Genomic DNA, 22,892 nt, shown 5'->3' with positions numbered 1-22,892 from the left:
TTTGAATGATACAAGAACTTTTATTTTATGATAAGAATTACTTCGTTTATTTAAAAAAAAATAAAGAGAAAGAAGGTTTTAATATTGTTAGTGTAACTGAATACATGCGTAATTTTGAACTTGCTAATGATGTGAGTGAAATCAATCAAATTGTCGATATTTCATCACTCTCGGGACTTAATTCTTTACAGTACAATGCTGAAAGCCTATTTCCCTACTTCAATGAAAATATTACTTTCATTTCAGATAAAGAAAATAAAAAACTTTTCGAATATGAGCTTCGATTTTGTTTCTTTGAATTTAATGATTTAGAAATTGTTGAGGGAATAATTGTGACGGATGAAGATGAAATTAAGTTTGAAAAACCTTTAATACACAAAAAAATAATAGATATTAGTAATGAAGAAGTATATTCTTTCTTAAAAGCTTTTTCCTATGAAATTTACGGACATGAAAAATTTAAAGATGATTTTTCTAAATTAATAACAAACTTTAGAGTTTTTAATAAGCTAGGTGAACATAAAATATTATCTCTTTTTTTAATGGGAGATTCTGGAGTTGGAAAAACAGAAGTTGCTAGAGCCATTCATAAGTGTTTAGGGGGAAAAGGCAAACTTGCAAAAATAAATTTCGGGAATTATAGTAGTGATAATTCTTTAAATTCTCTAATAGGTAGTCCACGAGGATATATTGGAAGTGAAGAAGGTGAAATTTTTATACGAGTTAAAAATTCAGATATTGGATTAATTCTAATCGATGAATTTGAAAAATCAAATTCTACACTTTTTAATTATTTTCTCGACGTCCTAGAAAATGGAAAGATGTCGAGTTCTTTAAGTGAGGAAATTGACTTAAATGGTTTCATTATAATTTTTACCTCAAATATTAGCAAGGAGTATTTTACGAAAATTATTTCTCCAGAATTACGTTCTAGATTTGATTATAAAGGATATTTTACTCTATTATTTCATAGAGATAAGCAGAAATTCGTAGATTTTAGAATAAAATCAATTATTAAAAATTTTAAAATTCACTTTAATAAAGAGCTTCCAGAAAGCATTGAAGAAGAGATACTTGAGAAAGTAAATGTCAGTCAATTTAAAAACATGAGAGATTTAAATAAAAGTATAAAAAATGCTTTTGTAGAATGTTTGGTAAAACCTAGAAACTAATAAAAAGGTATAGTACACGACAACCATTTTGAGCTAGCTGGAATTTAGTGGAATTACCGTTTCGCATCAAGTTTTTTTTAAGCCGAAAACTGAGTGTTTACGAACTTCCAGCCATTTCAAAGTGGCATAAAGTTAGCAACCATAATAAGAAAAAAATGACAGAGACATTTAAACTAAAAAAAGGTGAAATTTCCTTTGAAGCCGACAAGGTCAAAATTTCGGACAATTCAAGGAAACTAAACAGAATTCAATTATTCAGTTCAGGTATTTGGACAATTTATGGAACAATTTCTGTTTGGAGATACTTGAAAACAAGCGATCAATTCTTACTTTGGACAGGTTTATTTATTGGAATAGTACATTTTGTCATTTTCATTCTAAATCTACTTAGGTCAAATCAGAGCGAAATTTTATTTGACGATATAAAGTTTATCAAGGTTAAACAAAGATTTGGAAGAGAATTTTTAGATATAAAACTAAAAAACAATAGACTTAGAAGAGTAATTGGAATTGAAAATTCACAAGATCTTGAAGAGTATGTCGAATCAAATATTGAGAACATAATAACAAAATAAATTACGGTAGCTAACAGCCATTTTGAGCTAGCTGGAATTTAATGGAATTACCGTTTCGCATCAACTTTCTGCTAAGCCGAAAATTGAGCGGTTACGAATTTCCAGCCATCTCAGAGTGGCATAACGTGAGTTTGATAAATCCGCTTCTTTTAAAGCGGATTTATTTTTTTACAATTACGCCTTTCCAGATTGAATCGTTATAGGTAAGCTATACATTACTCTCACAGGAACGCCGTTCATTTTTCCGGGAATCCATTTCGGGCATATTGTCAAAACACGTATGGCTTCGTCACCGGTTCCAAAACCAATATCTCGTATGTTTTTTATATCGCTTAAGCTGCCGTCTTTTTCTACTATAAAGGTGATGTATACTTTTCCTTTTAAATTAGGTTGTCCTGGAGTTTTAAAATTATTGCCGACAAATTTGTAAAACTCCATAATTCCGCCCGGGAAATCTGGTTTTTCGGTTATTCCAGCAGTATTGTAGACCTCATTTTCCCCTTTTTGGACAAACTGATTTTCAAGATCGTACGTGTCTATTTCAATTACTTCAGGAGCCCCTTTACTTAAAATCCCCAGAAGTTCCTCGTTTGTAGGCAATTCTTTTTGCTTTGACAAGATAGAAGGTATAGCTCTCTTTTCTACAGGGGTTAGTTCATTGTATTTTTTTTCGCTGGCAACCTTTCCTTTTTCATCTTTGATTTTAAAAGTAGTTTTGTCGTAATACGTTTTAATTAAATTTTCAGATTTTTTAGGAGTAGTTTCTTTTTTTACATTGGTTTCTTGCGCAACAACTTTCGTACACAATAAAAACAATAAGGCAGTTAAGACAGGAATTAGCATTGCTTTTTTTAATAAAGCTTCTGTTTTTGATGTGGTTTTTGTCATCATGAGTAATCGTTTTTTAGTTATTAAATAATTCAAATTACTGGCCAAGTAAAAAGTTTGGTTCTCGTTCGCTTTTGATAGTAATAAAGATTGATAAAACGGAACGTTGTTATAGGAGGTCACTACTTTCTCATCGGCAAGAAATTCGTGGTTGAGTTGTATGGCTTTTTTGTAAAAAATAAAAATGGGGTTGAACCAAAAAACGGTTTTCAATAGTTCGATGAATAAAATATCCAAGGTATGTTTTTGAGTTACTTGCGTGAGTTCGTGTGTGTACAATTCAGCTTCAATTTGATGGTTATTGTATTCCGTTTCGTTGATCAAAATCGTATTCAAGAAAGTGTGTGGCAACGTTTTTTCGGGAACCAAAATCAATTTAGCATTTTTGTAATCAATTGCTGTATTCGACTTCATTTTAGACGAAATCTTGATTATATTACTGATAAAACGTATTACCAAAAGGAGTGTTACTACAGCATACAAGCTCCATAATCCTATTGCCAGATAGTTAGTTTCCTCCATGATTACAGCGCTTCCTTGCAGTAGTTGGATATTTCCAGGATTGACTGTAGGTTGTGCTATTTCCTGAATGACTTCGATAGTTATGAATGGAATCACCATCGAGAAGACAAGGCTGAACAACAAGTATAACCTATTGAAAACGTGTATTTTTTCTTTTTCCAAAAACAAATAATACACCGCCAGTAGCACGAATAAAGTAATTGTCGATTTGATTAGAAAGTCGCTCATTTTTTCTTTTTTTGAATTTCACTGTCTATTATTTTCTTGAGTTCTTCCAGTTCCGTTTGAGACAAATTTGTTTCGGTAGTAAAGAAAGAGGTAAATTGTGAAGCTGATTCAGGAAACATAAATTTGGCTTTTGTAAATCAATTGATTCTTTAACTATTTGGTTCTTATAGGTCTGACATTTTTATTATTTGAAAGTGTAACTTCTACTTTCTCTCCGGAGAATTTCTTATGCGAGTTTTTTAAATTTTTATCAAAATAATTATGTGTGTAAAAATTATATTGAAAGGCTTGCGAGAATTTTTTACTTCTAGCATTTTTTGAAACGCTACTTCCTTGAAAAAAAGCAATATCAGTCGGTTTGAAATTATTCAAATGAGCATTTGGTTCGTGTTTACCATCCACCCATATGGCATATTTCTTAGAATCTTTGAAGTTTTCCAACTCTTTTTCGTTTGGAGATTTTTTTTGAAATGCATTAGGTACATAGAAAAAACATTTTCTTTTTTCTTCTAAAGTTAAATCTTCATATTTTTTATCAATTTTTTTGTTATTGATAAGGTCATGGATTATGACTCTAACGCCAGAATAATAAGCATCTTTTCTTTCATCATCTGTTTGTGCTTTTTTGGGTTGGTCAGCAGTGAGAGGTTCAGTTTTTTCCTGCGCAACGACTTTAGTACACAGTAAAAATAATAATGTAGCTACTATCGGCATGAGCATTACTTTTTTTAATAAAGCTTCTGTTTTTGATGTGGTTTTTGTCATCATGAGTAATCGTTTTTTAGTTATTAAATAGTTCAAATTACTGGCCAAGTAAAAAGTTGGGTTCGCGTTTGTCTTTGATAGTAATAAAGATTGGTAGAACGGAACATTGTTATAGGAGGTCACTACTTTCTCATCGGCAAGAAATTCGTGGTTGAGTTGTATGGCTTTTTTGTAAAAAATAAAAATGGGGTTGAACCAAAAAACGGTTTTTAATAGTTCGATGAATAAAATATCCAAAGTGTGTTTTTGGGATACATGTGTGAGTTCGTGGGTGTACAATTCAGCTTCAATTTCACGGTTGTTGTATTTCATTTCGTTGATGAAAATCGTGTTCAGAAAAGTATGCGGCAGTGTTTTTTCAGGCACCAAAATCAATTGGGCATTCTTATAGTCAATTGGCGTATTCGACTTCAGTTTTGAAGAAATCTTAATGATATTGCTGATAAAACGTATTACCAAAAGGAGTGTTACTACAGCATACAAACTCCATAATCCTATTGCCAGATAGTTAGTTTCTTCCAGTACTACTGCGCTTCCTTGCAGTAGTTGGATATTTCCCGGATTGACGGTAGGTTGTGCTATTTTCTGAATCACTTCTATGGTTATAAAGGGAATCACCATCGAGAAAACAAGGCTGAATAACAGGTAAAACCTATTGAATACGTGTATTTTTTCTTTTTCTAAAAACAAATAATACACTGTCAATAATACGAATAAAGTAATTGTCGATTTGATCAGAAAGTCGCTCATTTTTTCTTTTTTTGAATTTCACTGTCTATTATTTTCTTGAGTTCTTCCAGTTCCGTTTGCGATAAATTGGTTTCGGTGGTAAAGAAAGATGCAAATTGTGATGCTGAATTGTTGAAAAAATTACTAATCAATCCGTTAACGTGTTTCGAGAAATAGTCGGTTTTTTTAACCAAAGGATAATATTCTCGTGAGTTCCCAAACTCTCTGTAGGCTACAAATTGCTTGTCGATCATTCTTTTTAATAAAGTAGCGATGGTTGTGGTAGCCGGTTTTGGTTTTGGGTAGGCTTCCAGCAAGTCTTTCATGAAGGCTTTCTCAAGTTTCCAAAGGTGTTCCATTACTTGTTCTTCGGCGTTCGTTAGTTGTTGCATGTTTATTTAATTTCTATTTCGGAAAATGATTCCCCGTTATTATATTTCTTTATCGTTGTTAGTTTTCCATCTTCATTAAAGAAGTTCCAGTCGCCAAAATAAAACCAATGCGCGTACTTGTCGCTGATTTCCATTTTTGTTTTTCCTTTGGACTGTATTTTTCGATTTTTATGATAAAAAGTGGTACTGCAAGTGTTGTCTTTGTATTTTTCTCTTTTTATGATTTTACCATTTAAGTAATAACTCCATTTTTTTACGGGATCTCCTTTTCGGTATTTCCCAATTGATTTATAGTGGGAACTATCCTGTGCATATTGTTCAATCCAAAGTCCTTCTCTACGTTTATTTTTCATTTGATTGGTTTTGCAACCAAAAACCAATAATACCAAGCCGATTACAATAACAGTTTGTCGCATAAAATGTTTTTGTTCTACGAAAATAGAGTTTGCTCTACAAATGTAGAGTAAAAATTAGAATAAACAAGTTTTAAAGAAAAAATATTATGGCAATCAGCGGTTTGCGTTAAGGATGGGAGTGAAAATCCTTTTTATTTTTTTGTTTAAAAAAAGAAAAAGATTGAGAACGGAGAGCCTGACCCGCTATTTTCAGCGGGAAATACCCAAAAAAAAACCGCTCATTGCTGAACGGATTTTATTCTGTATCGAAGAAATTTATTTAGATAACTCCACGAAATATTTGTAAAATAACGGAATGGTTTCAATTCCTTTCAGGTAATTGAAGATTCCGAAATGTTCGTTTGGCGAGTGAATCGCATCACTGTCCAGACCAAATCCCATTAGAATAGTCTTACTTTTCAGTTCTTTTTCGAATAGCGCGACGATAGGAATACTTCCTCCGGAACGCACTGGAATTGCGGGTACGCCAAAGGTTTCTGTATAGGCCATGTTTGCAGCTTTGTAGCCAATGCTGTCTGTGGGGGTTACATATCCTTGACCGCCATGATGCGGTTTAACTTTTACGGTAACGCCAGCAGGAGCAAGGCTTGTGAAGTGTTTCGTGAAAAGTTCGGTGATTTGCTCCCAGTCTTGATTTGGAACCAAACGCATCGAGATTTTAGCGAAAGCTTTGCTGGCAATAACCGTTTTGGCACCTTCTCCGGTGTAACCACCCCAGATTCCGTTGACGTCCAGTGTAGGGCGAATGGAATTTCTTTCGTTTGTGGTGTAGCCGCTTTCACCATAAATATCATTTAAGTCTAATGCTTTTTTGTAGTTTTCTAAATTGAAGGGTGCTTTAGCCATTTCAGCTCTTTCTTCCAGAGATAATTCTGCTACATGATCATAGAAACCGGGTATGGTAATGTGGTTGTTTTCATCATGAAGAGAAGCAATCATTTTAGCTAAAACATTGATTGGATTGGCGACAGCACCGCCATATAATCCAGAATGTAAATCACGGTTTGGTCCCGTAATTTCTACTTCTACATAGCTTAATCCACGTAATCCGGTTGTAATCGATGGTTGCTGATTAGAAATCATTCCGGTATCCGAAATTAAAATCACGTCATTTTTTAGTTTTTCCTGATTGCGTTCCACGAACCAACTCAAGCTTTTAGAGCCAATTTCTTCTTCGCCTTCAATCATGAATTTCACGTTACAAGGCAAAGTATTCGATTGAACCATGTATTCCAATGCTTTTACATGCATGTACATTTGGCCTTTGTCATCACAAGATCCACGGGCAAAAATAGCGCCTTCTGGATGAATTTCTGTTTTTTTGATTACCGGCTCAAAGGGAGGTGAAGTCCATAAATCTATTGGATCTGGGGGTTGAACATCATAATGTCCGTACACTAAAACCGTAGGCAATGAAGGGTCAATTATTTTTTCAGCATAGACAATTGGATATCCTGGAGTATCGCAGATTTCAACCAAATCACAACCGGCTTTTTCTAAACTAGCTTTAACGGCAGCTGCTGTTTCAAAAACATCATGTGAATACGCTGGATCAGCACTCACGGATGGAATTTTCAACAATTCGATTAACTCATTGACAAAGCGGTCTTTGTGTTCTTGAATGTATGTTTTAATATTTTCCATTATTTGAATTTAATTGTAATTTCAAAAGTACAAAAAAGAGTATGAATATTTTTGTCAAATTTACTTTGAAAATTGGAAGTTATGTTTATCTTTGCACCCACAATTGCGCGGATATGGTGAAATTGGTAGACATGCCAGACTTAGGATCTGGTGCCGCAAGGCGTGTAGGTTCGAGTCCTATTATCCGCACAAAAAAAGCTTCTCAATTGAGAAGCTTTTTTTATATCTATTGGTGAAATTTATTTACTTTCTATCCATTCATTAATTTTCTTTTCCAATAAAGCTAAAGGCATTACTCCGGATTCCAATACTTTTTCATGGAATTTTTTAATATCAAATTTGGAGCCCATTTTAGCTTCTGCTTTTTTACGAAGCTCCATAATTTTCAACTGACCAATTTTATAGGACAATGCTTGTCCCGGAATGGCCATATAGCGTTCGATTTCAGGAATAATACTCGCTTCACTTTCAGCTTCATTGGCTAACGAATATTTGATAGCTTGTTCTCTGGTCCATCCTTTGGAATGTAATCCAGTATCAACGACTAATCGAACCGCTCGGTGCATTTCATTACCTAGCATTCCAAAATATTGATACGGATCTTGATACAGTCCAAGCTCTTTACCCAAACTTTCAGTATATAAAGCCCAGCCTTCTCCATACGCACCAAACCAATTGAATTTTCTGAAATCAGGCAGACTCTCATTTTCTTGTTGTAAGGAAATTTGAAAGTGATGTCCAGGAATGGCTTCGTGTAAAAATAGATCTTCATCTCCATACAGATTATAATTGCTCACATCTGGTATTGGAACATAAAAAATGCCGGGACGGGAACCATCAGCGGTACCTTGATTGTATTCAGCACTTGCTGTTTTTTCTCGAAAAGCTTCCGTTCGTCTAATTTCAAATTTTGTTTTGGGTTGCAGTGCAAATAATTTATCTACGTTTGGCTTGATACGGGTATAAATGCTTTGGAAGTTTGCAATAACTTCTTCTGGCGTAGTGAAAGATTTTAATTCTTTTTTATTTCTAACTTCTTCAAAGAATGCTAATAAAGTGCCTTTGAAGCCTACTTGAGTTTTAACTTTTTCCATTTCGGCATTCAATCGGGCTACTTCTTTTAATCCCAATTGATGAATTTCCTCTGGAGTCATCTCGGTGGTGGTCCATTGTTTTACATAAGTAGCATATAGTTCTTTCCCAAAAGGTAGACTTCCTATTCCGCTGGTGGTTCTGGAGGCAGGGAGGTATTCTGTGGTTAGAAACTCCGCCATCTTCTTGTATTGAGGGATCAACTTGGTGTTGATTGTCAAAGTGTATTGAGCGGTTAAGTCTTCTTTAACCCCTTCAGGAAATGAGGCAGGCATTAGTTTTATAGCTGAGTAGAATAAGTTATCTTCTATTTTTGGTGTAGCCATTTCTGCAAACTGTGGAATCAACTTTAGTGTTAACGCTTTTGGTAAAACAACACCTTGCTCCAAACCTTTTTTCATGTATACCATTGCCGAATCGATCCATACCGCGTATTTGTCCATTCTTTTTAGAAAATTGGTATAGTCCTTTTCCGTTTTAAAAGGCTGTGCGCTGGTTCCTCCGGCAAATTGTCCCATAGTCAAGTGCGTTCCCCAAAACTGATGAACTGGCAGAAGATTCGTGGGCTGTTTTAAGAGGTCTTTTCCAATTTCAACTTCCCATTTGATGATTTCATAGCTGTTTTTTTCTTCATCAGATAAGTCTTCTAAATCAACAGTTTTTATAGCGGTTTGGTATTTGTTGAAAAACGATTCTTGTGATTTTCTAAAACTGTCCGTCATTTCAAATTGCAGCTGATCGTTGTATTCGTTTTGACCACTTTGAGTCGCATCCAAAGGGTTCATTGCATTTTTATTGTCAAAATAGTTTTTGGTCAAAGTTGAAAAATCGAGTGTATTTTCGTCTTTTTTACAGTTGATCAACAATAATGAAAACAGAAAAACAAATAATAAGGATAATGGTTTTTTCATAGTTTTTAAATTTATAACAGCTGTAAAGCTACTTTATTTTTTTGAAAGTAAACTCGTAAATTTATCCATGATAGACTCGAGAAGCAATTATTTTATTTTCTTTGATGTCTAATACTTCCGCAACAAGTAAATCCTCTTCGCCAGTAACCGTTCGGGTGTATTCCATGAAAACACGGTCTCCATTTGCAGTAAGTGATTTAAGTCGATAATTCAAACTGGGTAAACGAGCAAAGGCATCTTGCCACCAGTGACGTAAAGCCTCTTTACCTATTACAAATCCGTTTGTATCGGGTTTGTAAATTTTTAGTTTTGGACTAAAATGAACGGCATCTTCGTCGTACAATGACAGTAGTTTTTCTAATTCTTTATTGTTGAAAGTTTCAACCCATTTGAAGGCAATAGACTGTAGTTTTTCTGGGGTCATATTAATTAGGATTTATTTTTAATTAAAAAATCCCTTTTGCTTTAAGCGAAAAGGGATTTTATTTTTTATAATTACAAAGAGATATTAGACGTTCTTCAAATTGATAATTTCTTGTTCTGTAAGTAATCTCCAGTTTCCTCTTGGTAAATTCTTTTTGGTTAAACCAGCGAAAGAAACCCTGTCAATTCGCAATACATCATAACTGAAATGTTCAAAAATGTTGCGGACAACTTTTACGTTAGACGATCTTAATTGCAACCCAATTTCACTTTTTGCTTCTCCATCAATGTAACTTACGTCTTCTACAAAAACACGGTGCCCATCAAGAGTAAGTCCTTTGTTTATTTTTTCTAAATCCTCAAATTTCAAATTTTTATCTAATGAAACTTGGTAAATTTTAGATGATTTTTGGCTTGGTAACGTAAACTTACGAATCATATCGGTATCGTTTGTAAACAATAGTAATCCAGTGGTATTCTTATCCATTCTCCCAACTGCTCCAATTTTTGCAGTGGTGGAGCCTTTTACCAGTTCCAATACATTACGATACTCCTGACCTTCATCCATTGCGGTGGTAAAGTTTTTTGGTTTGTTCAGTAAGATGTAAACTTTTTTCTCTGGTGTCAAAGTAGAACCGTCAAAATTTACAACATCTCCTGGTTTAACCATGTATCCCATTTCTGTGACTGGAATCCCGTTTACTTTCACCGTACCAGATTGAATGTAGATATCAGCATCACGACGCGAGCACGCACCAGAATTAGCGATGTATTTATTCAAACGAATTTCGTCCTTTACTTTCGGTCTCTTTGGTGCTTGATTTGGTTTTTTCTCTACTTTATCAGTAGCAATATCGGCAATTTTAGTAACTACTTTAACTTTTTTCGGCCCTTGAGCGCGCTTCTGCATGGCAGGTTTTGGCTTATTTGAACTGGGTCTTGCGCTATTCGCTCTTGGACCACTTTTCTTATCATTGCCTTCCTTCTTATTCATAATATTCAATAATTTGTGCAAAGATACTATTTATATAATTGACAATCAATAACTGCCAATTATAAAAACGCTAACTATCTAATTAATACCATAATTAGTAAGTTTATGTTTCGTTTTTTGGAGCTATTTTGTAGTGCTAAATTTTGCATGTTCTATATTATACTATTTTTTTTCTCTTTATCATAAAGATAAAAAAGAGGCTGTGACATTGTAGTATGTTGTCATGGAGGACATTAGTTGTTCTTTAGGAAATTGTTGTGGAGGTATAATGATTTTGAAGAAGACGGAGTTTATCCAATCATCAATAATCTCTTTCCATGCCACAATACACTAGGATTTATCAATACAATACAAAAAACACCAGCCACAATAAGGAATTTAAGGATATTATGAAGCAATAAAAACTGAGGCTTAGTGTTTGATTTCCACAAATAGAGCAAGAAGAAAATCAAGATTATGAGGCAGGAATAAAAATAAATATCCATGTAGCCCACATCATAAATATCGATTAAAGCATAAACTGGAAAAAGGGTAAAAATAGTCAGTGCTGTAATGGTTTTTTTTGAAATTTCTTCACCATAAACAATAGGTATTGTTTTGTAATCATTAGCCAGATCTCCTTTGAGATTTTCTAAATCTTTAATCATTTCTCGAATCAACAATAATAAGAATAAAAACAGGGCATGAGAAAAAATTACACCTAATTGTCTTTTGTAATTTTCAATGTCTTCAAAAGGAATCCGAGTATAAAAATACAATAATATTGCAAAAAAAGGCAGGACAGCCAGTAAAGCGGCAGTTAAATTTCCTATTATAGGATATTTTTTTATTTTATGGGAATAATACCAGATGAAAAATATATACCCTGAAAAAAATAGAAAGACGCGCCAAGAAACAAATAAAGCCATTAAAGCGACTATGAAATTCAGGACGAAATAGACATTCAGTTTTGTCTCTTGACTTACCAATCGATCTAGCATTGATTTATTAGGGCGATTAATTAAATCTTTTTGACTGTCATAAAAATTATTGATAATATACCCTGAAGCGATGGTCAATGAAGAGGCAAAAACCAGAATAAATAAGTTTAAATCGAGCAGAATGTCCAACGCTCTTTTTTCGGGAGCAAGAATAAATATGGCGGAAAGATATTGTGCCAATATAATAATAGGAATGTTATAGCCTCTAACAACAGAGAACAAACTTGCAATTTTCATTATAAGAAGTTTGTGTTGCCTGCTTAACATTTAGATTTATTTTAAGAATGCGCTTCCAAGGATCAGGATGCTGCTTTAGATTTTTTTTGTAAGGTCTGAAAAATAAATTTTTTAAAATTGATACACTACTTCTAGCTTATACTCTTTCAATGAAATTCTGGCTTTCTCTATGTCTTCTGTAAAACCCAGGATATAACCACCTCCACCAGAGCCACATAGTTTTAAATAATAATCATTGCTGTCAATGCCTTGTTGCCAAATTCCGTGAAACTGTTCGGGAATCATTGGTTTGAAGTTATTCAAAACTACTTTTGATAATTTTTTAGTGTTCATAAACAATGATTTCATATCACCGCCTAGGAAATTTTCCACACAAGCATCCGTGTATTTTACAAATTGATTTTTTAACATGGCACGAAATCCTTTGTCTTTTAGGTTCTCCATGAAAATATTCACCATAGGTGCTGTTTCACCTACAATTCCTGAATCCAGCAAGAATACTGCACCTTTTCCGTCAAAGCTTTGTGTTGGAATTCCAGTTGCTTCTATATTGTCTTTAGAATTAATCAGAATCGGGATGCTTAAATAACTGTTTAATGGGTCTAAACCAGAACTTTTTCCGTGGAAAAAACTCTCCATCTGAGAAAATATATTCTTGAGTTGTAATAATTTTTCACGAGTCAAATTCTCTAAAACCGTGATTTTATGATGTGCATATTTATCATAAATAGCTGCGACAAGTGCACCACTACTTCCTACTCCATACCCTTGTGGGATACTGGAATCAAAATACATTCCGGTTTCTACATCATTTTTCAATGTGTCTAAATCAAAAGTTACTAAATCCGGCTGCTCGTTTTGTAACGTTTCTAAATAGGTCACAAAACGTCTCAAATTCCCATTTGATTTAATCGCTTCTTCAGATGGATTTTCATCTCTTTTCAGTGCACCATTATAAAAGTTATAGGGGATAGATAGTCCTTTTGAGTCACGAATGATTCCGTATTCTCCAAAGAGTAATATTTTTGAATAAAATAAAGGTCCTTTCATATTAGATTGTAATTAACAATTTGGGGTCGGTAATTATATTGTAAAACTTAAATTTTTATAAATCAACTTTATCTCCACGATTTGCTTCTTGAATTTCAAGATCAATTTCTTCTTGTTGTTCAGGAGATAATTCTTTCCAGACGTCTTTTTTTTGTGAGTTGAAAATGTTTTTAACAGCTGTAATTATGCTCGTGTCGTCAGTTTCTAACAGCAATTTTATCAATTCTAATTTCTCTGTTTGGATATCCATGATTTCAGTTCTTTAAAAATTAAAGATAGTGAAAAAATAAATTAATACTGCAAAGCTCCGTTTCCAATTTCGTCACAAAGATACTGACCATTTTGGCAATAGCCAACTAATTCGTCTTTAATAAATTGTAACACTTTTTCTTTACTATTATATGGATACAATACATGTACGTTTGCTCCAGCATCCAGTGTGAAACAAACAAGGATTTTGGATTCATTTCTGAATTTCCAAATGGCATTAATGATCTCCAAAGTATTTGGTTTCATTAATATAAAATAAGGTGTTGAGGTCATCATCATAGCATGTAACGTCAAAGCTTCGCTTTCTACGATTTTGATAAATTGTTCCAGATTTCCAGTTTTAAAAACTGAAATTAGTTGGTCTAAATTTTCATGTGCTTGTGCAAATCGCCTTTCCGCAAATGGATGGTTGTGCATTAAGTCATGTCCGATTGTACTCGAAACTTGTTTCTCTCCTTTGTCAACCAGTAAAATAGTATCTTGAAAATTCTTGAAATTAGCATGAATGACATTTGGAAATTCTACCCCAAATAAATCCGAACTTTCGAAGATTTTTGCATGATTTCCCCAAACTACAACCTGTCCTTTTACACTTCTGCAAGCGCTTCCGGAACCTAAACGTGCTAATAAAGATGCTTTCTGATAGAAATATTCCTGTGTCATTGCAGGGTTTAACGCTTTTTCTAGACTCATGAAGTTCATTGCTAAAGCTGCCATTCCTGATGCTGATGAAGCAATTCCGGAACTGTGCGGAAAAGTATTCTCGGTGTCAATTGTAAAATGGTAGTCTTTTAAAAAAGGCAAATAGACTTCGATCCGTTCCAGAAATTTTTGAATTTTTGGTTTGAAATCTTCTTTGGGTTTCCCTTCAAAAAGTAAATCAAAAGAAAATAGACCATCATTTTGTTTTTTGGCGTAAGCCAATTTAGTAATCGTTTTACAATTATTCAACGTAAAACTCACAGAGGGATTTGCAGGAATTTGATTGTCCTTTTTCCCCCAGTATTTTACAAGAGCAATATTACTGGGTGCGCTCCATTGAAAATTGCCGTTTTCAATAGAAGTTGTGTATTTTGATGAAATAAAATCGTTTGCTGAAATCATGAATTTTAAAAATTTATACAAAGATACTTTTTTTGGGTTATTTGTTTATTCGTTTAGTTGGTAAATCGTTACAAAGATTTGAGTAAATTTGGCTCACATTAGAAAAATATAAAAATGAATAAAATCACCCGAATTTTAGCTGTTGTTGTCACGTGTCTTGCGATTGGTTATTTCTCTGGAATAGTTACCCGTTCTGCCATTACAACGTGGTATCCAACTTTAGTAAAACCAAGTTTTAATCCACCTAATTGGGTTTTTGCGCCAGTTTGGAGTATGCTGTATGTGATGATGGGTGTGGCTGCTGGATTAGTTTGGAACCGAATTGAAATAGAAAAAGAAGTCGTACAAAAGGCGTTAATTTTCTTTGCCATACAATTGGCATTAAATGCATTGTGGTCGTATTTATTCTTTGGTTTACACAACCCAATGTTAGCCGGATTAGAAATTATTGTATTGTGGTTGATGATTTTTGAAACGTACGTTCAATTTGCCAAAATCAATAAAATTGCGGGCTATTTGTTTATTCCGTATTTGGCTTGGGTAAGTTTTGCCGCCGTTTTAAATGGAAGTATTTGGTGGTTGAATCGGTAGTTATTGGTTACAGTTTTTTAAATTCAATATTTTTCGAAAGCAAAAAATCCATTACACTTAATACTGGATATGTAAATAAAAACTGCACATTAAGTTAAGCTAAACTTTTGTAATTAATTTGATTGTTAAATTCTTCAATAGTTGCATAATTCAAAGCAGAGTGTCTCCTTTTTCTGTTGTATCAAATTTTAATGTATTCAAATATTTTCAGTTTCATTTGTTTTTTAGAAATCAGTTTGTATCCATAAATCAATTCAGTTTTTAAGGATTTAAAAAAGCTTTCCGCTACTGCATTGTCCCAACAATTTCCTTTGTGGCTCATACTACGGATTGTTTTTTTATAGGAATCAAGAACATTTACAAACTTCTTGCTGGAATATTGGACACCTCTGTCAGAATGAAAAATCAAGCCTTCCTTAATATTTCGGTTTTTAATCGCTATTTTTCAAGCACTAAGCATAGTTTCATATGTACTGTTCCATCGCTCAAACTCCAACCTATAACTCTTCTGTCGTATAAATTCATAATAGTTGTCAAGTATACAAATTCCTCCTTGCTTTGAATATAGGTGACATCCAAAACCCAAGCTTTTGATGGCATTTTCACAACAAACCCTCTGTTAATATATTTTCAACGATTAAATAATTGTGATTTGAGATGGTCGTTACTTTGAATTTGTTGCTTAATTTACTTCGCAAGCCTAACGGTTTCATATATTTTCTACAGTAATTACTTCGCCTGTTCAAGGAAAGCTCTCGAGTCTTGAAATTTTATAACCAAAACTATGAAGTTCTAATGTTATTCTAGGACTTCCATATCGTTGCTTGGATTCAAGATAAATCAATGTTATCTGCTTTTTTATGGCAATTTTCAGTTATTGTCTTGCTGTGATTTTTTTTTTTCATCGGTAATAACTTCCACTACTCACTTGTAGAACTTTGCACATTTTTTCAATCGGGAATAGTTGTTCATTGTTTTTAATGAAACTATAAATCATCGACCGCTCTTGGAAAAAATGCCGATTGCTTTTTTTAATATATCTCGCTCTAACTCGGCATCTCTGAGTCTTTTCTCCAGTTCATGAATTTTTTCTTGCTCGGGAGTCAGTTTTAATTTCCTTTTCCAGGAAAACTTCCTTTTCCAAACTCCTCTAACTCTTTGCGCCATTTATACAACTGTGATGCTGTTATTCCTAACTCTCGGGCGAGTTCTGATATATTGGTTCTTTCATAACTCAATTGGCCAGCTTTTTCTTTAAAAGTCTTGTCATAAATTTTGCGGACTTGTTTCGTAGGTTAAAATTAAGATTATTTCTTAACTTTCTGTGTTGGCTAAGTTAGGATGTCCATTATTGTATATTCATAAAAAGTTGGGTCAATTGAACGGCGTTATGGATTTGGATTTATCTAGTAAAGAAATTACCGATTTCACAGGAACTACTGACGAGCAATTGATTAGAATGATTTCGATTTTCACAACAATGAGCCCGTTGCAGTATCGTGTTCATTGTTGTGAAAATCAATTATAAATTCATCAAAAATTTTGGCTGCACTTAATTTAGCCAACGAATTTTAATATAATTGAAAGGGAATTAAACCTTCATGATTTCGGCTTCTTTCACCACTAAAAGTTCATCTATTTTCCGGATGTAACTATTGGTTAAGTTTTGAACTTCTTCTTCGGCACTTTTGCAAATGTCTTCGGAGGTCCCTTCTTTTTCTAGTTTTTTAATATCAGTATTAGCATCTTTTCTTGCATTTCTAATACCCACTTTAGCATCTTCAGCTTCTACTTTGGCTTGTTTGGCAAGATCGCGTCTTCTCTCTTCCGTCAGTGCGGGAACACTGATGATAATTACATCACCGTTATTCATTGGATTAAAACCAATGTTAGCCACCATAATTGCTTTTTCAATTACGTGTAGCATATTTTTTTCAAAAGGCTGTAAGGTAATTGTTCTGGCATCAGGAACACTGATTTTTGACACTTGTGACAGCGGTGTTGCAGAGCCATAATAATCAACAAAAACACTTCCTAGCATAGCTGGAGATGCCTTTCCGGCGCGTATATTCAAAAATTCTTTCTCTAAATGCGCAATAGAACCGGTCATGGATTCCTTGGTGCTATCTAATATAAATTCTATTTCTTCAGTCATTTTTTAAGGTTTTGGGTTTTGGGTTTTAGAAATTTGGAGAAATCCAACAGCTAAAACCAAGAACCATTAACTATATATTTACTACGGTTCCTATATTTTCTCCTTCACATATTTTCAGTAGGTTGCCTACTGTATTCATATCGAAAACCACGATTGGTAATTTATTTTCCTGGCTTAGCGTAAATGCAGTGGTATCCATCACATTCAATCCTTTTTTTAGAACATCGTCAAAGGTAATGTGGTCAAATTTCACCGCAGATTCATTTTTCTCAGGATCCGAATCATAAATGCCATCCACACGAGTTCCTTTTAGGATCACATTAGCATTAATTTCTATACCTCGTAAAACGGCTGCAGTATCTGTAGTGAAATAAGGATTTCCAGTTCCAGCCCCAAAGATTACGATTCTTCCTTTTTCGAGATGGCGATCCGCTCTTCTTTTGATGTATGGTTCCGCGATAGATTCCATTTTTAGCGCTGTTTGTAAACGGGTTTTCATTCCTTTTTCTTCAAGCGCCCCTTGTAACGCCATTCCGTTGATCACAGTGGCCAACATGCCCATGTAATCCCCTTGCACTCTATCCATTCCTGCGCTGGCTCCTGCAACTCCTCTAAAAATATTTCCACCACCAATTACAATGGCTATTTCTACTCCTTTTTCATGAATTTGCTTGATTTCGTCAGCATACTCAGCGAGTCTTTTTGGGTCAATTCCGTATTGCAAGTCGCCCATTAAAGCTTCGCCACTTAGTTTCAGAAGAATTCTTTTGTATTTCATGTGTGTGTTGAGTTGATTGGTGCAAATATAGAATATTCTTTTTTTTTACAATAACCTTGCTTAAAGTTTATAAAGTAAGTTTTTCGAACGATTTTTTTGCGGCTTCATAGCCAATGTTGAAAACGGCATCCATCTTAACTTTGCTGGTTTCAAAGGTGCTGTAGAGACATAAATCTTTTGGTTCTATCACCCAATCACAGATATTGAATTTATGTATATTAGAATTTGCTGAAAGAATATCAAAAGCTCGGGTGGTCACCGCTTTGATTGAATTCAAATCTTTTGCTTCAATTTTTTGTATCGGACTTACATAAACCCCAATTACAGTATCGCATTGGCCTTGTAAAATATCCGTGGGAAAGTGGTTTAATATGCCGCCGTCACTGTATACACTTCCTTCTATCGCATAAGGAGATAAAATTCCTGGAAATGCTGATGAAGCTAAGATCGCATCAACTATTTTTGTTTTTGGACCAAATATCTTTAGTTTTCCGCGAACCATATCGGTTGCCGTAATCTGAATGGGAATTTTCAAATCACCTAAAACGGCATCATTAAAAATACTATGAAAATAACTCCGGAAGGATTCGGAATCAATTAAACCTGCTTTTTTAAACGTTAGGTGTTTCCAGTGAAACAGATAGATTGATTTAAAAAACTCTAAAATTTCTTCGGGTGTTTTCCCCCAAGCATACAAGGCTCCTACGATTGAGCCAGCACTTGTTCCCGCCATTTGTGAAGGGTGAATGTTTTGTTCTTCTAAAAATTTTATGACTCCGGCATGTGCTAGACCTTTAGAGCCTCCACCGGAAAGGACCAGTCCAATCGATTTTGTTTTTAAATCCATCTTACCTATTTGGTATAAAATTACTCTTTTTGCTCAATTGAAAGTGATATATGTCTTATTTATGCTCCAATTTTATGGTAACTTTGTGAAAACAAATAATTAATTATGAAAGTTCCAATAGCTAAAGCGTTGTTTAACAGTCATTCCTATTTAGAGTATCGAAAATTAATTTCAGATTTACTGCTTGAAGGAAAGTCAACAGGTAATGAACAATCAGAAGATTTACAACAGTACAGTGCATTAAATGAAACCCGAATGAATCGGTTAGATAAAACGATGAAAATTACGGAGGACAATGTGCGGCAATTGCAAAACTTAAAAAGAGAATACATTTGGTTAGTTATTTCTGAAGGGTGGTGTGGAGATGCGGCGCAGCTTTTGCCAATTATGAATAAAATGGCGGTTGATTCTGGTAAAATAGATCTTAAAATTGTACTGCGCGATGAAAATGAGGAATTGATGAAATTGTTTTTGACTAATAAAAAGAAGTCAATCCCAATAGTAATAGTGGTTGATAAAGAAACAGGAAGTGTTCTTGGTAAGTGGGGACCAAGGCCCAGCGGAGCTACCGATTTAATTAATACCTATAAAAAAGAATTTGGCAGTATCGATGAAACGGCTAAAACGAACTTGCAATTATGGTATTTACAAGATAAAGGACTAAGCACGCAGAATGAATTGCTCAGTCTTATGGTTAGTTTGGAAGAATAGAATTTTAAAATGTTTGCTAGCCGATAAAATACAAAAGCCATTTTTTGTACTCTAAGTAACGTCCTCAATTAAGTGTTGGAATGTATATCATATAAAATTTAATTCGTTCACATGGGTGCGTTATTGATGCTAGAAACGATTATTAAATTGATTTTAACTTTAAGTTATTGTTGTTTTACCAAAATGTTAATCATACCAAAAGCACTATATAAATAAGTAATCTTCTGTTTGTCAAAGCATTGTATATATGTTTTTTGTGTTTTTTTATTTGTATGTCAAAAAAAAGTATTAAATTAGTAATCGCCAGCCAGATTTGCCATTTGATTTACTTTTATTATGGTGTTTAAATATTGTTTAACAATTAAAAAAACATCGTTATGAAAAAGCTATTTGAAAGAGTGTATGATTACTTATCGTATTTGCTATTTGGAGGAGAAAGCATATCGCATTATTAATCCAATACCGTTAAGAAAGAGAGTATGGTTCAAAACTACTTTAATTTTAGAAAAAACACATTGCAAATTCAAATTAGTATTTATTTGTCATGTGTTTTTGTTTTGTGATTACAAATGGGGAACCAAATTTTCTTCGAATAGAGTTAAGTCAATTGCTGCAGTCACATTGTAATCTCCAATTTTAGTTCTACGCAAAGCGGTTAAATGAGAGCCGGAGTTCATGGCGTGTCCAAAATCAAAAGCCAGAGAACGAATGTAAGTTCCTTTGCTGCAAACTACTCTAAAGTCGACTTCCGGTACTGCGATTCTGGTAATTTCAAATTCATGTATTGTTGTTTTTCGGCTCGCTATCTCCACAGTTTCTCCTGCTCTGGCATGCTCGTAAAGACGTACACCATCTTTTTTTATAGCAGAGTAAATGGGTGGTTTTTGATCAATTTCGCCTAAAAACTGTTCAACTGTTTTATGAATTAAAGCCTTATCAATATGCTCCGTTGGAAATGTTTGATCAATTTCGGTTTCTAAATCATAAGACGGTGTAGTGGCTCCAATATAAAATGTCCCGGTATATTCTTTGGCTTGACCCTGAAGTTCTGTAATTCTTTTAGTGAATTTACCTGTACAAACTAATAGCAATCCTGTCGCTAGTGGATCTAGAGTTCCTGCATGGCCAATCTTAAACTTTTTTGGGAGATTGAGTTTGCTAATCAAAGCCCATTTCAATTTATTAACTGCCTGAAAAGAAGTCCAATTTAAAGGTTTATCAATTAGTAAAATTTGTCCGTTTTGGAAATCTTCAGCTGTCTTCAAAGGAATTTATTTAAAATATGAAAAGTAAATCAATAGAAATACACCTACTATTATGCGGTACCATCCCCAAGGTTTGAATCCGTATTTTTTAATGATTTCAATAAAGAATTTAATAGCTATAATGGCAACGATAAAAGCAACGACATTACCAATCAGGAATAATTGTATGTTTTCGTTTGACTTTAAAATTAATTCATAGCCTTTCATTTGTGAAGTTTCGTATGTCTTTAAGAATACGGAGTAGCATGTTACTGCCATCATTGTTGGGACTGCCAAGAAAAAAGAGAATTCTGCAGCTGCATGACGCGTTAACCCTTGTTGCATACCGCCAATTATGGACGCAGCAGACCGACTTGTTCCGGGCATCATCGCTAAACATTGCCAGAAACCAATAATCACGGCTTTTTTTATAGTGATATCTTCTTCTTGAATAACAGTAGGGCTTTGAAAGCGACTGTCAATAAAAAGCAGAATTATACCACCTAAAATTAACACAATCGCTATAGGAATTGGATCTCCCAGAACTGCTTCAATCTTATCATCAAATAATTTCCCTAAAACCAAAGCAGGAATTACAGCACAAATGAGTTTAATATAAAAGTTGAACTTCGAGAAATCGAAAAATTTCTTCCAATACAACGCCACAACCGCTAGGATGGCTCCAAATTGAATGGAAACTTGAAAAAGTTTTACAAAATCATCCGTTTGAATTCCAAAATAAGAACTTAAAAAAACCATGTGAGCCGTCGAGGAAACAGGAAGATATTCTGTTAATCCCTCTATAACAGCAATTAAAAAAGCCTGTAATGTATTCATTTATGCTTTTTTTGGATTTTTAAGAATCGCATAAACAGTAATGCCAAAACCGATTAGTACAGTAGTAGGAGCCAATCGAATGCGTCTGAAATTAAAGATATCCTCACTAAATATGGTTGGATCATCACTCCCTCCGCCAGACATTAGAATAAAGCCTAATGCAATTACTCCAATTCCGATTAATAGAATTTTATAATTTATTTTGTCAAAAAGAAATTCTGGGTTTTGTTCGTTATTATTCATTTTGAGAGATTGATTTAAAAAGCGGAATGGTGAGAATTTGTGTTAATCAAAGAACGAAATCAACGAATAAAAATTAGTATAAATCGTCAGTTCTTAAATTCAAGAAGCGTTGTGTTGCAAAATACGTACTCAACCAAGTGATCAGTACTCCAATTCCTAAAACTGCCAATAGGACCAAACCGATTAAAGTTTTGTCTTCTAAAATTCCAAGATTCGGGAAACTGGTTTCCACATAAATTAATACGCCAATTAGCGCTATAACAGCCAAAGCTGCGCCAATCATTCCTAATTTTATACTGCGCATTACAAAAGGTTTTCTGATAAATGACTTTGTTGCACCTACCATTTGCATGGTTTTTATGATAAATCGATTGGAGTGAATTGATAAACGCAAAGAGCTATTAATAAGTAACACGGCTATGACAGCTAAGAATCCGCTGATTATTAAAATCCACATACTCACTTTTTTGATATTGTCATTCACTAAGTTTACTAATTGTTTGTCATAAACAATATCTGAAATCATGGTGTTTTTACGTAAGCCCGTTTCAATTTTTGTGATACTGTCTTTAACCACATAGTCCCCTTTTAAATGAATATCATAAGAATTTTGCAAAGGATTTTCACCTAAAAACTCCATGAAATCTTCACCAATAATGTCGGTATGTTCTTTGGCGGCAGCTTCTTTGGTCACGTAATTAGAAGATTTAACAAAAGGACTTGATTTTAATTCAGTTCCAAAACTTTTTACAATACTGTCATTGGCTTCGTTTTTGAAAAAAACAGTCATGGCAATATTTTCCTTGAAATCATTCGCCAATTTTTTAGAATTTATAATGAAAAGACCCAACATTCCCAATAGAAATAAAACTAAGAATACACTTAGCACTACTGAAAAATAAGAGGAAATTAAGCGACGTTTTTGGAAATTATCAAAAGAAGAACTCATAGTTTACTGAAATTATTGGGTAAAAATAACAAAGAATTTCTTTATTTAAAGTTAATAACGCTCAAAGTTTCAACTTTAGTACAATAAACGTAAATTTGCGACCTGAAATTTCACAACCCATTCAGCGTTCCAAACCCTGAATGAG

28 protein-coding genes, 1 tRNA gene and 1 pseudogene are annotated in these 22,892 nt (G+C 33.8%); 6 read left to right on the top strand and 24 right to left on the bottom strand.

All coding sequences use genetic code 11. The features are described 5' to 3' along the window. The first annotated feature begins 5 nt into the window (after nt 1-5). A complete protein-coding gene (locus ACNQF9_RS03230; protein ID WP_417989631.1) occupies nt 6-1,172 on the top strand; it encodes an AAA family ATPase in 1,167 nt (388 codons plus the stop codon). 155 nt (nt 1,173-1,327) lie between these two features. Then, complete coding sequence (locus tag ACNQF9_RS03225) at nt 1,328-1,747, top strand: hypothetical protein (protein WP_417989630.1); 420 nt, start codon at nt 1,328-1,330, stop codon at nt 1,745-1,747. Between the two features lie 174 nt (nt 1,748-1,921). Here the strand turns inward: ACNQF9_RS03225 and ACNQF9_RS03220 are convergent, their stop codons facing one another. The 6 genes and pseudogenes from ACNQF9_RS03220 to ACNQF9_RS03195 all read right to left on the bottom strand — a co-directional run bounded on the left by ACNQF9_RS03220 (nt 1,922) and on the right by ACNQF9_RS03195 (nt 7,331). Continuing rightward, on the bottom strand, nt 1,922-3,385 hold the full coding sequence (locus tag ACNQF9_RS03220) for a regulatory sensor-transducer, BlaR1/MecR1 family protein (protein WP_417989629.1): 1,464 nt from the start codon (nt 3,383-3,385) through the stop codon (nt 1,922-1,924). Then, nucleotides 3,382-3,501, bottom strand: a pseudogene (locus ACNQF9_RS03215) (BlaI/MecI/CopY family transcriptional regulator); the annotation flags it as partial. The pseudogene ACNQF9_RS03215 and the gene ACNQF9_RS03220, both read right to left, overlap by 4 nt. 37 nt (nt 3,502-3,538) lie before the next feature. Then, complete coding sequence (locus tag ACNQF9_RS03210; protein ID WP_417989628.1) at nt 3,539-4,900, bottom strand: M56 family metallopeptidase; 1,362 nt, start codon at nt 4,898-4,900, stop codon at nt 3,539-3,541. Beyond that, nucleotides 4,897-5,271: a BlaI/MecI/CopY family transcriptional regulator gene (locus tag ACNQF9_RS03205; protein WP_417989627.1), complete on the bottom strand. Its 375-nt coding sequence runs from the start codon at nt 5,269-5,271 to the stop codon at nt 4,897-4,899. The genes ACNQF9_RS03210 and ACNQF9_RS03205 overlap by 4 nt, the downstream gene beginning before the upstream one ends. Nucleotides 5,272-5,273: 2 nt before the next feature. Further along, complete coding sequence (locus tag ACNQF9_RS03200; RefSeq protein ID WP_417989626.1) at nt 5,274-5,624, bottom strand: hypothetical protein; 351 nt, start codon at nt 5,622-5,624, stop codon at nt 5,274-5,276. A 318-nt stretch (nt 5,625-5,942) separates the two neighbouring features. After that, nucleotides 5,943-7,331 (bottom strand): dipeptidase, encoded by a 1,389-nt coding sequence (locus ACNQF9_RS03195; RefSeq protein WP_417958803.1) that lies wholly within the window; start codon nt 7,329-7,331, stop codon nt 5,943-5,945. A 107-nt stretch (nt 7,332-7,438) separates the two neighbouring features. On the opposite strand from ACNQF9_RS03195, the gene ACNQF9_RS03190 reads away from it, so the two are divergent. Beyond that, nucleotides 7,439-7,520: transfer RNA gene (locus tag ACNQF9_RS03190), tRNA-Leu, on the top strand. A gap of 50 nt (nt 7,521-7,570) precedes the next feature. On the opposite strand, the gene ACNQF9_RS03185 is transcribed toward ACNQF9_RS03190, so the two are convergent. From ACNQF9_RS03185 to ACNQF9_RS03155, 7 genes are all read right to left on the bottom strand, one after another. Continuing rightward, nucleotides 7,571-9,334 (bottom strand): DUF885 domain-containing protein, encoded by a 1,764-nt coding sequence (locus tag ACNQF9_RS03185; RefSeq protein WP_417989625.1) that lies wholly within the window; start codon nt 9,332-9,334, stop codon nt 7,571-7,573. 61 nt (nt 9,335-9,395) lie between these two features. After that, the gene (locus ACNQF9_RS03180) at nt 9,396-9,758 is read right to left on the bottom strand and encodes a nuclear transport factor 2 family protein (protein WP_417989624.1); all 363 of its coding nucleotides are present in this window, start codon (nt 9,756-9,758) and stop codon (nt 9,396-9,398) included. 84 nt (nt 9,759-9,842) lie between these two features. Beyond that, on the bottom strand, nt 9,843-10,751 hold the full coding sequence (locus tag ACNQF9_RS03175; protein ID WP_417958800.1) for a pseudouridine synthase: 909 nt from the start codon (nt 10,749-10,751) through the stop codon (nt 9,843-9,845). A gap of 290 nt (nt 10,752-11,041) precedes the next feature. Then, nucleotides 11,042-11,998 (bottom strand): geranylgeranylglycerol-phosphate geranylgeranyltransferase, encoded by a 957-nt coding sequence (locus tag ACNQF9_RS03170; protein WP_417958799.1) that lies wholly within the window; start codon nt 11,996-11,998, stop codon nt 11,042-11,044. 81 nt (nt 11,999-12,079) lie between these two features. Further along, nucleotides 12,080-13,018 (bottom strand): mevalonate kinase family protein, encoded by a 939-nt coding sequence (locus ACNQF9_RS03165; RefSeq protein ID WP_417989623.1) that lies wholly within the window; start codon nt 13,016-13,018, stop codon nt 12,080-12,082. 55 nt (nt 13,019-13,073) lie between these two features. Then, the gene (locus tag ACNQF9_RS03160; protein WP_417989622.1) at nt 13,074-13,268 is read right to left on the bottom strand and encodes a hypothetical protein; all 195 of its coding nucleotides are present in this window, start codon (nt 13,266-13,268) and stop codon (nt 13,074-13,076) included. Between the two features lie 41 nt (nt 13,269-13,309). Beyond that, a complete protein-coding gene (locus ACNQF9_RS03155; RefSeq protein WP_417989621.1) occupies nt 13,310-14,392 on the bottom strand; it encodes a diphosphomevalonate decarboxylase in 1,083 nt (360 codons plus the stop codon). A gap of 114 nt (nt 14,393-14,506) precedes the next feature. On the opposite strand from ACNQF9_RS03155, the gene ACNQF9_RS03150 reads away from it, so the two are divergent. Beyond that, nucleotides 14,507-14,983, top strand: coding sequence for a TspO/MBR family protein (locus ACNQF9_RS03150; RefSeq protein ID WP_417989620.1), 477 nt, complete (start codon nt 14,507-14,509; stop codon nt 14,981-14,983). 181 nt (nt 14,984-15,164) lie between these two features. Here ACNQF9_RS03150 and ACNQF9_RS03145 read toward each other — a convergent pair whose 3' ends face one another. From ACNQF9_RS03145 to ACNQF9_RS03130, 4 genes are all read right to left on the bottom strand, one after another. Next, nucleotides 15,165-15,305, bottom strand: coding sequence for an IS3 family transposase (locus tag ACNQF9_RS03145; RefSeq protein WP_417958794.1), 141 nt, complete (start codon nt 15,303-15,305; stop codon nt 15,165-15,167). 116 nt (nt 15,306-15,421) lie between these two features. Then, on the bottom strand, nt 15,422-15,583 hold the full coding sequence (locus ACNQF9_RS03140) for a hypothetical protein (protein WP_417958793.1): 162 nt from the start codon (nt 15,581-15,583) through the stop codon (nt 15,422-15,424). Nucleotides 15,584-15,725: 142 nt separating this feature from the next. After that, the gene (locus ACNQF9_RS03135) at nt 15,726-15,827 is read right to left on the bottom strand and encodes a hypothetical protein (RefSeq protein WP_417958792.1); all 102 of its coding nucleotides are present in this window, start codon (nt 15,825-15,827) and stop codon (nt 15,726-15,728) included. 265 nt (nt 15,828-16,092) lie between these two features. Continuing rightward, nucleotides 16,093-16,221 carry a transposase gene (locus tag ACNQF9_RS03130; protein WP_417958791.1) on the bottom strand — a complete coding sequence of 43 codons (129 nt, stop codon included), beginning with the start codon at nt 16,219-16,221 and terminating at the stop codon, nt 16,093-16,095. A gap of 89 nt (nt 16,222-16,310) precedes the next feature. Between ACNQF9_RS03130 and ACNQF9_RS03125 the strand changes: the two genes are divergently transcribed. Then, nucleotides 16,311-16,511, top strand: coding sequence for a hypothetical protein (locus ACNQF9_RS03125; RefSeq protein ID WP_417989619.1), 201 nt, complete (start codon nt 16,311-16,313; stop codon nt 16,509-16,511). 63 nt (nt 16,512-16,574) lie between these two features. Here the strand turns inward: ACNQF9_RS03125 and frr are convergent, their stop codons facing one another. The 3 genes from frr to ACNQF9_RS03110 form a co-directional block, all read right to left on the bottom strand. Beyond that, nucleotides 16,575-17,138: a ribosome recycling factor gene (gene frr, locus ACNQF9_RS03120; protein ID WP_417958789.1), complete on the bottom strand. Its 564-nt coding sequence runs from the start codon at nt 17,136-17,138 to the stop codon at nt 16,575-16,577. 70 nt (nt 17,139-17,208) lie between these two features. Continuing rightward, entirely contained in the window at nt 17,209-17,916 is a 708-nt protein-coding gene (gene pyrH / locus ACNQF9_RS03115; RefSeq protein WP_417958788.1) for a UMP kinase, read from the bottom strand. 67 nt (nt 17,917-17,983) lie between these two features. Next, on the bottom strand, nt 17,984-18,763 hold the full coding sequence (locus tag ACNQF9_RS03110) for a patatin-like phospholipase family protein (RefSeq protein ID WP_417958787.1): 780 nt from the start codon (nt 18,761-18,763) through the stop codon (nt 17,984-17,986). 105 nt (nt 18,764-18,868) lie between these two features. Between ACNQF9_RS03110 and ACNQF9_RS03105 the strand changes: the two genes are divergently transcribed. Then, the gene (locus tag ACNQF9_RS03105) at nt 18,869-19,474 is read left to right on the top strand and encodes a thioredoxin family protein (protein WP_417958786.1); all 606 of its coding nucleotides are present in this window, start codon (nt 18,869-18,871) and stop codon (nt 19,472-19,474) included. Nucleotides 19,475-20,037: 563 nt separating this feature from the next. On the opposite strand, the gene truB is transcribed toward ACNQF9_RS03105, so the two are convergent. The 4 genes from truB to ACNQF9_RS03085 form a co-directional block, all read right to left on the bottom strand. Further along, entirely contained in the window at nt 20,038-20,739 is a 702-nt protein-coding gene (truB, locus tag ACNQF9_RS03100) for a tRNA pseudouridine(55) synthase TruB (RefSeq protein WP_417958785.1), read from the bottom strand. Between the two features lie 6 nt (nt 20,740-20,745). Further along, nucleotides 20,746-21,555 (bottom strand): undecaprenyl-diphosphate phosphatase, encoded by an 810-nt coding sequence (locus ACNQF9_RS03095; RefSeq protein WP_417958784.1) that lies wholly within the window; start codon nt 21,553-21,555, stop codon nt 20,746-20,748. Continuing rightward, nucleotides 21,556-21,798 carry a DUF3098 domain-containing protein gene (locus ACNQF9_RS03090; RefSeq protein ID WP_417958783.1) on the bottom strand — a complete coding sequence of 81 codons (243 nt, stop codon included), beginning with the start codon at nt 21,796-21,798 and terminating at the stop codon, nt 21,556-21,558. It abuts the gene before it with no gap. Between the two features lie 73 nt (nt 21,799-21,871). After that, the gene (locus ACNQF9_RS03085; RefSeq protein WP_417989618.1) at nt 21,872-22,747 is read right to left on the bottom strand and encodes a cell division protein FtsX; all 876 of its coding nucleotides are present in this window, start codon (nt 22,745-22,747) and stop codon (nt 21,872-21,874) included. Nucleotides 22,748-22,892: the final 145 nt, after the last annotated feature.

It is taken from the genome of Flavobacterium amylolyticum, from assembly GCF_048284335.1.
Lineage (GTDB): Bacteria > Bacteroidota > Bacteroidia > Flavobacteriales > Flavobacteriaceae > Flavobacterium.
The sequence above is the reverse complement of the archived record's forward strand: the minus strand, read 5'-3'. Positions and strand labels throughout refer to the sequence as shown.